Below are 7,521 nucleotides of genomic sequence, written 5' to 3'. Positions count from 1 at the left end.
CCATCGCACGATGGCTCGCCACGTCAACGACGTGACACTCAAGCCCAAGAACTACACCACCCCAAGGGACGCCACCTGCCTCAATAGCTCGGTAAAATTTCGTGAGTCAGAATATCGGTAACCGTCCGGGGTATCGACTTGGTGCCGTGCACGCGCAGTCGAATGTGTCGGCGGTGTGTCGGGGGAACGGCGATGCTGCGTAGGTAGACGCGCATCGTCGTTCCTGGCGGGGTAAGGGCGGGCTGAGAGCGGTGGTGGCGATTCTGCAGGGTCTTAAGCCCTACTCCGCATGTGCCGGTGGGGCGATGCTGTACGGAGTCGGCAGATCCTTCAAGATCCGGCACAGGATCGGGGGTCGGCGGCCGCCGACGCGACCTGGACCTGCGGTTGACGCGGTGTGGATGATCGCAAACGGCGGCCGGCTCGCGTCACTGCGACGGGGGGCCGCGTGACGCGAGCCATCTCGACTCCGGTGTCGGCTCAAGCGATTGGAGCCGGTAAGCGCACCGTCGATCCAGTACACGAATGCGCTTCTGACCGGGGTTTCCATCCTGGATGCGTGATCGTATCCTGAGCGGTGACGTAGGTGGACGCGACCGAGTCGTCTCGAGCCCGAACCCTCCGTGGAGAGTCGCCTCATGGGGCCCAGCCGTGCATGTGAACGGCAAGGCGGGGAAAAGTCATGCTGAGCAGGGTCGATGAATTCGAGGTGCAGCGCAGACGCTTCACCCTCTACGAAGGCGGATCCTTCATCCTGTTTGAGGAGGATGGCGGCGGGGCTGAGGGAGTCGGCACAATCGTTCGGTCGGACCCAGGGTTCGTTGTAACGGCCTGGTGGAAACCGGGCCTGACGATCGTCGCTTCCACACTTCCTGAAGCAGTCAACAAGCTTGTCGATATCGCCACGAATCAAAGCTGAGCGAATCGTCTCGGCACGCTCTGGACTACAGCGAGGCAGCCGCCCGCATACGCTGCAGGAAGAGCGGGGGGAGCTGATCACGCGATCGGTCGCTCCAGCGGTGGCCGAGCCGGCAAGTACTATGCCGCACCCTGCCTCGCCGCCACCCTCCAATGGCTCAGCACCGGCAATTCATGCATGCCCTACACGCCAAGAGGGCGGATGCGGCTGAAGCCTCTTCTCTAATTTCCGAGCAATTCTGCGCGCGCGGCCTCTGGATCTGCGAGGCCGATCACGATCCGGCTATAGAACTCCCCAGACAGATCGATCTGCAGCCCGCGGGGCGTATCGGAGTGAACCAGAGCAAGCGTGATCCCGCCGCCCTCGCCGTTCCGGAATGTGCCGACCGCGGTTGTCTTGGGTGTGTATCGTCCGGCGAGCTTGAAGTCGCGCCCCCATCCCTCGACCTGCTTGTGAATGTCGTCGAGTACCTCTAGCGAGGTGACGTGAGCAACCGGAAAGCGCGTCGAGTCAAGCAGCCCCTCAACCTTCTCGATGGTCGAGAGGGTGATGACAGCGTCAGGGCCTTCGCGAGTCAGCTGTGCCATGCCATCACACTAACGAAATGACTCGTTCCGGCGAACCACAACGTGCCGGGACGCGACGTTCGAATGAGGTGCTCACCGCACAGCGGGGGAGCGCACACAATCAAAGCGTGTGAGCGGCAAGGAAGTCGATGGTCGTAGCGAGCGCTTGTCGCGCCTCGGTTCGGCACAGGTGGAACTGGTATTCGTGCGGCAGCGCCGGTTCGTGCGAAGACGGCCAAAACAGTTGCGTCACGTCGACATTCATCGCCGCGAGGGCGGCAGACATCGGGACCGATTGGGTCCGGGTGAGTCCGTCGCCGTTGCCGCCGGAGATGTATGTGGGCGGGAAGTCCGGCGTGACATGCTGAATTGTCGACATCATCGTGCCCACGATTGTCCGCGACCACTCCTTTGTGCCGGAGTACGACCAGAGTGCGGTCTTGAAACCCCATGCCCTGATCCCTGTCAGATCGGCGAGCGCGTCGAGGTCGTAGACTCCGCAGTTCAGAATGACACCGGACAGTTGCGAGGCGCGGAGCGTCGGCGCGATTCCTAGGCGGCGCGAGTAGTCCGGGTTCGTCGTGAGAGTCGCCAACTGGCTGGCGAGCTGCGCACCGGCCGAGTCACCCGCGAGGAAGATCCGGGTCGGGTCGATACCCAGGCTCGCGGCGTTCCCGACGAGAAATGCGAGGGCATCGTTGAGCTGGCGCACCGCCGTCGGATAGGTTGCCTCGGGCCCAACGGTGTAATTCAGGCCGACCGTGGTGTAGCCGTGTTCCGCGAGGATGCGCAGGTATGGCTCGACGTCGGCAGCTGACCCGGAGATCCAGGCGCCGCCGTGGATCCAGACGACCGTCGGCAGCGGTGTGTTCGCGGTGTCCGGCCGGAACAGGTCGAACGTCGTGTCGGGCGAGCCGGCCGCATACCGAAGACCGGTCTGTGCGGAGATCCCGGACGTGGGCACGTATGGCTGCATCTGGGTCACCAGTGCGGCCGCGCCCCTGTCGAAGACCTTGCGAATGATCAGAGCGGACGGCCAGGGCGACCGCGAGACCAAGCCGGCGACGATGCGCGCACAGAGCAGAACCATGGATGAGCGGAAGAGGACCCGGCGGACCAAACCCGAGGTCGGCCGGCGTGGAGGATTGTCGGCGCGAGTGCGGCTCATGGACTCACCGTAGCGTCGCTCGGACCACATCCGTCGCTGGCGAGGGGCCTTCAGCGGTGGCGTCGGCTGGTCCACAAGAGGTAGCTGATGAGCGAGCCGATGGTGCTCAGACCTGCGGTCATCAGCGGGGTCACCCAGGACCGCCCCTTGCGCTCGCCGACGACGAGACCGCCGATTGCGTTGATGAGTGCGGCTACGACCATTCCGGCGACGAGTCGGTTGCCGATCCGCTCCGCACGCGCGACGAGGGGCTCCAACTCGGCGGCGCGTACATGGATCTGGATCCCGGACGCGTCCAGAGTCTCGACGATTCGACGCAGTCGTTGAGGAAGCTCGATGAAGAGCTCGGCCGCGTCGCCGGACGCGCGCAGAAGTCGCTGGGCGAGTGCGGTTGCGGAGACCCGGTCCTCCACAAGTCGCCGTGCGTACGGGGCGAGCACGTCGCCCAGCGCGAATTCGTTGTCCAGCTGGACGCCCAGGCCCTCGACCATGATCAGGACCTTGAACAGCAGGGCCATGTGGCGTGGGAGTTGGAGGTGATGCTCGCGCAGCAAGGTGAGCAACTGGCCGATGAGGCGGGTGAAGCGGACTTCGTTCAGTGGGCGGCCGGCGTACTGAGACACCCATCCGGCCAGGGACCGTTCGAGCCGTGGCCGGTCCTCGACCTCCGTGGTGACGGAGAGCGCGTACAGCGCGGAGGCAAGGAGCGAAGGACTCTCCCGCGTGAACCCGATCAGAAAATCGGCGAGTTCTTCCTTCAGTTGCTCATTCACCTCGCCCACCATGCCGAAGTCGATCAGCGCGATGCTGCCGTCTGGTGTGACGAACAGATTCCCCGGGTGCGGATCCGCATGGAAGAAGCCGTCGTGGAAGATCATCGTGAGCACCATGTCGGCACCGCGACGCGCGACGGCCCTGCGGTCAATGCCGGCCGCATCGAGGTGCTCCAGGTCGTTGACCTTGATACCCGTCATGCGTTCGAGAGTCAGCACGCGGGAGGTCGTCCTCTCCCAGATGACGCGCGGGATCAGCACGTGAGGGTCGGCGCTGAAGTTCGCAGCAAACCTCTCCGCATTCCGCCCTTCCTGCAGATAGTCCAGTTCGGCACGAAGGCTGATGGCGAAATCTTGCGCGATCCCCTCCAAGTCGTAGCCGCGAGCGGGCTCCCACCGGCGGCTCGCGTGCCGGGCGAAGCTCTGCACGATGTCCAAATCCTCCTCGACCTGGGCGACGACGCCCGGTCGACGCACCTTGACTACCACCGGTGTTCCGTCGTGCAGGTGCGCAGCGTGGGCCTGCCCGATCGAGGCGGACGCGAGGGGGACGAGGTCGAAGTCCGCGAACAGCTCCTCTACGTCGGCGCCGAGTTCTGCTCGGATCGTGTCGAGGATCTCCGTGGGTGGCACGGCGGGCGCCGCATCCTGAAGCTTCGAAAGCTCAGTGAGGTAGGGCGGCGGCAACAGGTCGGAGCGGGTCGAGAGGAGCTGGCCCAGCTTGATGAAGGTGGGCCCGAGGTCTTCCAGCGCCAGGCGTATGCGCACGGGTGTCGTCGTCTGGTCACGGCGGTCAGCGCCGGAGGCACGCCGGTTGCCGAACCAGCGGCCGACGCCCATGACTTCAGCGAGGAAGCCGAGACCGTGACGCGCGAGAACTTCACCGACCTGCTCGTATCGGCCCAAACGACTGCTCATCCGCTCATTCTCGGCGTGATCCCGGACCGGCGGGAAGCCCGACCAGGGCGTCGCCTTCCGGCGACGAGTCGGCCCGGCTCCGCGGGAGTCACCTGGCTGAGGTGCCGCGGGCCGCCGCGAACTGGGTCTCGGAGGTGGTCGAGTCAGTAGTGATGCTCTCGGACTGTCGGCGATGATGACGGTGCTCGGTGCTGGTGCTCGAACGTGCCGGACGGGGAGATCGTCTCTGGTGTAAGGGTGCTGCGCGACTGGGTGGGCCCCGTGGGGCTCGAACCCACGACCCGCGGATTAAAAGTCCGCTCGGGTCCCGCGCCAGGGGAGCTGCGGCTCTGAGAATCCGCGGAATTCCGCGCTTTTGGAACCCATTGAGATCACAATGACCCCAGGTGATCTCATACAGGTGTGGGCAAAGTGTGGGCACGGATCGCGAGTTGGCAGTGCGCCGCACCCGAGAATCGACGGCTCCGATGGCCGTGCGCCAGTCGTTCTCAGGCATTGACGGAGGGACGGCAGAGATCGGGAAGATCCGTCGCGCGAATGACTCGCTCGTCAGGTGCCAACGCATACGCTCTCAGCGATGACCATTCCAACGCGTGTGACATTGGGCCGGGCAGCCGCGAGGCGTCAACCTCGCGCCAAGACCGTCTGGCCAGTGCGGGTCACCACGGTTTGGGCTATCGGCGTCTGTTTCGCAGCAATCATGGCGGCAATCGCTTTGGATCAGTCGACCGCGGGCTCCGCGAAGCTCGTTTCCGGTCTGCAGCCCATTGCTTGGGGACTTTGCGCGCTAACCACAGCATGTGGGGTGTCGCTAGGAATTCTCTCGACCGCACCACTCGTACGGTTCAGTTGTTGGTTTGCGGGGTCGCTCATCGTCGCCTTCGTCATCCCGATGATCGCGGTCGTTGGCATGGCGGAGTCGCCGCAGCCAAACAGTGACATCGGCGCCGCCGTTGGCGCACTCGTTTTCGCTGCCCCGATCGCGGTCTTCACCGCCGCGTCCTCAGTCGCGTTCGGCATCGGCATTGGAGTAGGTCACGGGCTCGGGCTGAGCTATCGCGCCATCACTGGCTCCTCTGAGTGAACTTGTGAAACGCATCGTCGCTGAGTGTTGAGCCAATGCGTTCGGAAAGCGCCAGGAATGGAGCTCTCTGCCGATCAGCTGTCTCAGTAGTGGTAGCGAGCTTGCAGGACGATCACGTAGGCGTCGTCCACCAGGTAGACGAGACGGTTGGCTTCGTCGATGCGACGGGACCAGGCCCCAGCCAGCGCGTGTTTGAGAGGCTCCGGCTTGCCGACGCCCTCGAACGGGTCGTCACGCAGGATGTCTTCGATCAGGAGGTTGATCCGCTTGAGCGTTCGCCGATCCTGGCCCTGCCAGTACAGGTAGTCCTCCCAGCCACCGGCAGTCCAGGCGAGCTTGCGGTCACTCACTGGTCAGGTCGTGCTCGGTGATGTTTCCCGAGCGGGCGCTCTCGATGGCGTCGATGAGGCGACGAGTGTTCTTGGGGGAGCGCAGGAGGTAGGTGGTCTCGAGCAGCGCGTCGTACTCGTCCTTCGACATCAGCACGGCCGAGCCGCGCTTGGATGTGATCTCGATCTCGGTCTGGTCGAGGTTGACGCGTTCGATGAGGCCGAACAGGTCGCTGCGGGCCTCGCTTGCTGTGATGGCCATGACTCCTCCAAGTGGTACAAGATATCGTACCACTTGGGTGCGGGTTTGACGACGGGTCCGTGGGGGCGCGAGGTGTTTCCCCTCGCTAATGCGTGGCCAAGGCCCCCAACATCCAAAAGTCAGCGAACGCGACCCCAACGAGCCCCACCGTCTGAATAACGATCGAAACGATCATCGGCGCGAATCCGTGACCGCCTCGCCGACGGACCACAACAGTCCGTCCGATCGCATAGACCAACGAGCAGGCGTACATAAACACCCCGAGGATTGCCCACGCCCAGTGGAATGGCCGGTCATAACCGCGATGCTGAAGTGCCTTGCGGTCCAGGTAGGCAAACCAGACCGCTGACCCGCACGCCACGAACGGGAAGATGACGTTGCCGATGTACCACGGGTTGCCAAACAGAGCGGTCTCGCGTTCGAGCACGACCGACGTGCTGCCATTAGCTGCGGATTTGAACGCGGAAAGGAAGGCCTGCATCTGCGGCTGAACCTGGATCAAGGCGACGGCGGCGAACGCGAAAATCGCGGCCTGCGCAACCACTACGAGCCAGATCCACGCCGTGTTCGTCGGAGTACCGCTCGCCACGCGGGGGGCCGGTGTCGACACCGGTGGCGTCGGCACGGCATCGGTCCAGCGGTACCCGTCCCACCAACGGAGCACACCATGCGCGTCCGGATACCAGCCAGCGGGGGCGGTCACTCGCGGACCCCGTGCGATCGACGGAACATCATTCCAGACCTTGCCCCTTCGCTCGTCAGTCCATACGGATCATATGTGCGCAATGCGGACTGAGTACGACGGCGGACAGGCGGAGTGAAGTGTGTCGAAGGTCGTTCTTCGCCCGGCGGAGTGTTGGCTACTTATAGTCTCCGGCGGGTCAGGGCGAACGTTTGCTTAGGGCTTGGCGGGTGAGCCCGGTGCGGGACGCGAGCGAGTTCCAGCTTTCACCGGCCCTGCGCAGTTGCGCGATCAAAGTGTCGCGCTCGATCAGTGCCGCATCCTGTTCGCTGCGGAGTCGCTCGATGGTTAGTGACACATCCTGAAGCCTTTTGAGGGCGTCGACGCGCGTGCCCCACTTAGCTACCAGCTCCGACATCGCGTCGGCGGCGTGCCGCTCCGCGGCCTCCTGCTCGCGCTCTTGAGCATGTCGTGCAGCGGCGGCGTCGTGTGCTTGGCGCTGTCGTGCGTAGGACGCTTCGCGTCGGTTCCTCTTGCTCGAATTCCCTCGAGTTGCCATGCAACCCGGTTTACACGCGACCGCTGTCATTCACTGGGCTGCCGAAGGGCCCCACTTAAAGTGCCTGCGTGCATTCGCTTCTACCTCCTGTATTGGTTCATCCCTGCTCCTCTTTCGTTCTCCGCTTTGTCTATCTCGTTCGATCTCCATTGGCTCCTGCCTTTGGTTCCTCTCCTTTGGCTCTGGGTGGCGTCCCGTTGAGTGGTGGAGTTTCTCGACACCGTGCGGGATCAGCTGTTGGTGATTATGCCGCAGTGAGTT

General features: G+C 63.9%; 9 protein-coding genes and 1 tRNA gene. 2 read left to right on the top strand and 8 right to left on the bottom strand.

All coding sequences use genetic code 11. The features are described from left to right. Window positions 1-682 precede the first annotated feature (682 nt). A complete protein-coding gene (locus AC1ROW_RS22040; RefSeq protein ID WP_493021820.1) occupies window positions 683-919 on the top strand; it encodes a hypothetical protein in 237 nt (78 codons plus the stop codon). A 221-nt stretch (window positions 920-1,140) separates the two neighbouring features. Here the strand turns inward: AC1ROW_RS22040 and AC1ROW_RS22035 are convergent, their stop codons facing one another. The 4 genes from AC1ROW_RS22035 to AC1ROW_RS22020 form a co-directional block, all read right to left on the bottom strand. Continuing rightward, entirely contained in the window at window positions 1,141-1,506 is a 366-nt protein-coding gene (locus tag AC1ROW_RS22035; RefSeq protein WP_493021818.1) for a hypothetical protein, read from the bottom strand. Between the two features lie 100 nt (window positions 1,507-1,606). Continuing rightward, window positions 1,607-2,653: an alpha/beta hydrolase gene (locus tag AC1ROW_RS22030; RefSeq protein ID WP_493021816.1), complete on the bottom strand. Its 1,047-nt coding sequence runs from the start codon at window positions 2,651-2,653 to the stop codon at window positions 1,607-1,609. 50 nt (window positions 2,654-2,703) lie between these two features. After that, window positions 2,704-4,344, bottom strand: a complete 1,641-nt coding sequence (locus AC1ROW_RS22025; RefSeq protein WP_493021813.1) for an ABC1 kinase family protein — start codon at window positions 4,342-4,344, stop codon at window positions 2,704-2,706. A 253-nt stretch (window positions 4,345-4,597) separates the two neighbouring features. After that, window positions 4,598-4,661 (bottom strand) — tRNA-Lys (locus AC1ROW_RS22020). 260 nt (window positions 4,662-4,921) lie between these two features. Between AC1ROW_RS22020 and AC1ROW_RS22015 the strand changes: the two genes are divergently transcribed. Next, window positions 4,922-5,428, top strand: a complete 507-nt coding sequence (locus tag AC1ROW_RS22015) for a hypothetical protein (protein ID WP_493021811.1) — start codon at window positions 4,922-4,924, stop codon at window positions 5,426-5,428. An 83-nt stretch (window positions 5,429-5,511) separates the two neighbouring features. Here the strand turns inward: AC1ROW_RS22015 and AC1ROW_RS22010 are convergent, their stop codons facing one another. The 4 genes from AC1ROW_RS22010 to AC1ROW_RS21995 form a co-directional block, all read right to left on the bottom strand. Next, window positions 5,512-5,778: a Txe/YoeB family addiction module toxin gene (locus AC1ROW_RS22010; protein WP_490764097.1), complete on the bottom strand. Its 267-nt coding sequence runs from the start codon at window positions 5,776-5,778 to the stop codon at window positions 5,512-5,514. After that, window positions 5,771-6,019, bottom strand: a complete 249-nt coding sequence (locus AC1ROW_RS22005) for a type II toxin-antitoxin system Phd/YefM family antitoxin (RefSeq protein ID WP_493021809.1) — start codon at window positions 6,017-6,019, stop codon at window positions 5,771-5,773. The genes AC1ROW_RS22010 and AC1ROW_RS22005 overlap by 8 nt, the downstream gene beginning before the upstream one ends. A gap of 85 nt (window positions 6,020-6,104) precedes the next feature. Then, window positions 6,105-6,722, bottom strand: coding sequence for a DUF2510 domain-containing protein (locus AC1ROW_RS22000; RefSeq protein WP_493021807.1), 618 nt, complete (start codon window positions 6,720-6,722; stop codon window positions 6,105-6,107). Window positions 6,723-6,900: 178 nt separating this feature from the next. Beyond that, the gene (locus AC1ROW_RS21995; RefSeq protein WP_493021805.1) at window positions 6,901-7,260 is read right to left on the bottom strand and encodes a hypothetical protein; all 360 of its coding nucleotides are present in this window, start codon (window positions 7,258-7,260) and stop codon (window positions 6,901-6,903) included. Window positions 7,261-7,521 lie beyond the last annotated feature (261 nt).

This window comes from Leifsonia sp. GW821-FHT13C09, assembly GCF_058806435.1.
This window is presented reverse-complemented; position numbering and strand designations above follow the sequence as displayed.

Excerpts from the sequence above, each read along its gene's own strand:
- AC1ROW_RS22040 (WP_493021820.1), top strand. The coding sequence starts at position 683 with ATGCTGAGCAGGGTCGATGAATTCGAGGTGCAGCGCAGACGCTTCACC.
- AC1ROW_RS22035 (WP_493021818.1), bottom strand. The coding sequence starts at position 1,506 with ATGGCACAGCTGACTCGCGAAGGCCCTGACGCTGTCATCACCCTCTCG.
- AC1ROW_RS22030 (WP_493021816.1), bottom strand. The coding sequence starts at position 2,653 with ATGAGCCGCACTCGCGCCGACAATCCTCCACGCCGGCCGACCTCGGGT.
- AC1ROW_RS22025 (WP_493021813.1), bottom strand. The coding sequence starts at position 4,344 with ATGAGCAGTCGTTTGGGCCGATACGAGCAGGTCGGTGAAGTTCTCGCG.
- AC1ROW_RS22015 (WP_493021811.1), top strand. The coding sequence starts at position 4,922 with ATGACCATTCCAACGCGTGTGACATTGGGCCGGGCAGCCGCGAGGCGT.
- AC1ROW_RS22005 (WP_493021809.1), bottom strand. The coding sequence starts at position 6,019 with ATGGCCATCACAGCAAGCGAGGCCCGCAGCGACCTGTTCGGCCTCATC.
- AC1ROW_RS21995 (WP_493021805.1), bottom strand. The coding sequence starts at position 7,260 with ATGGCAACTCGAGGGAATTCGAGCAAGAGGAACCGACGCGAAGCGTCC.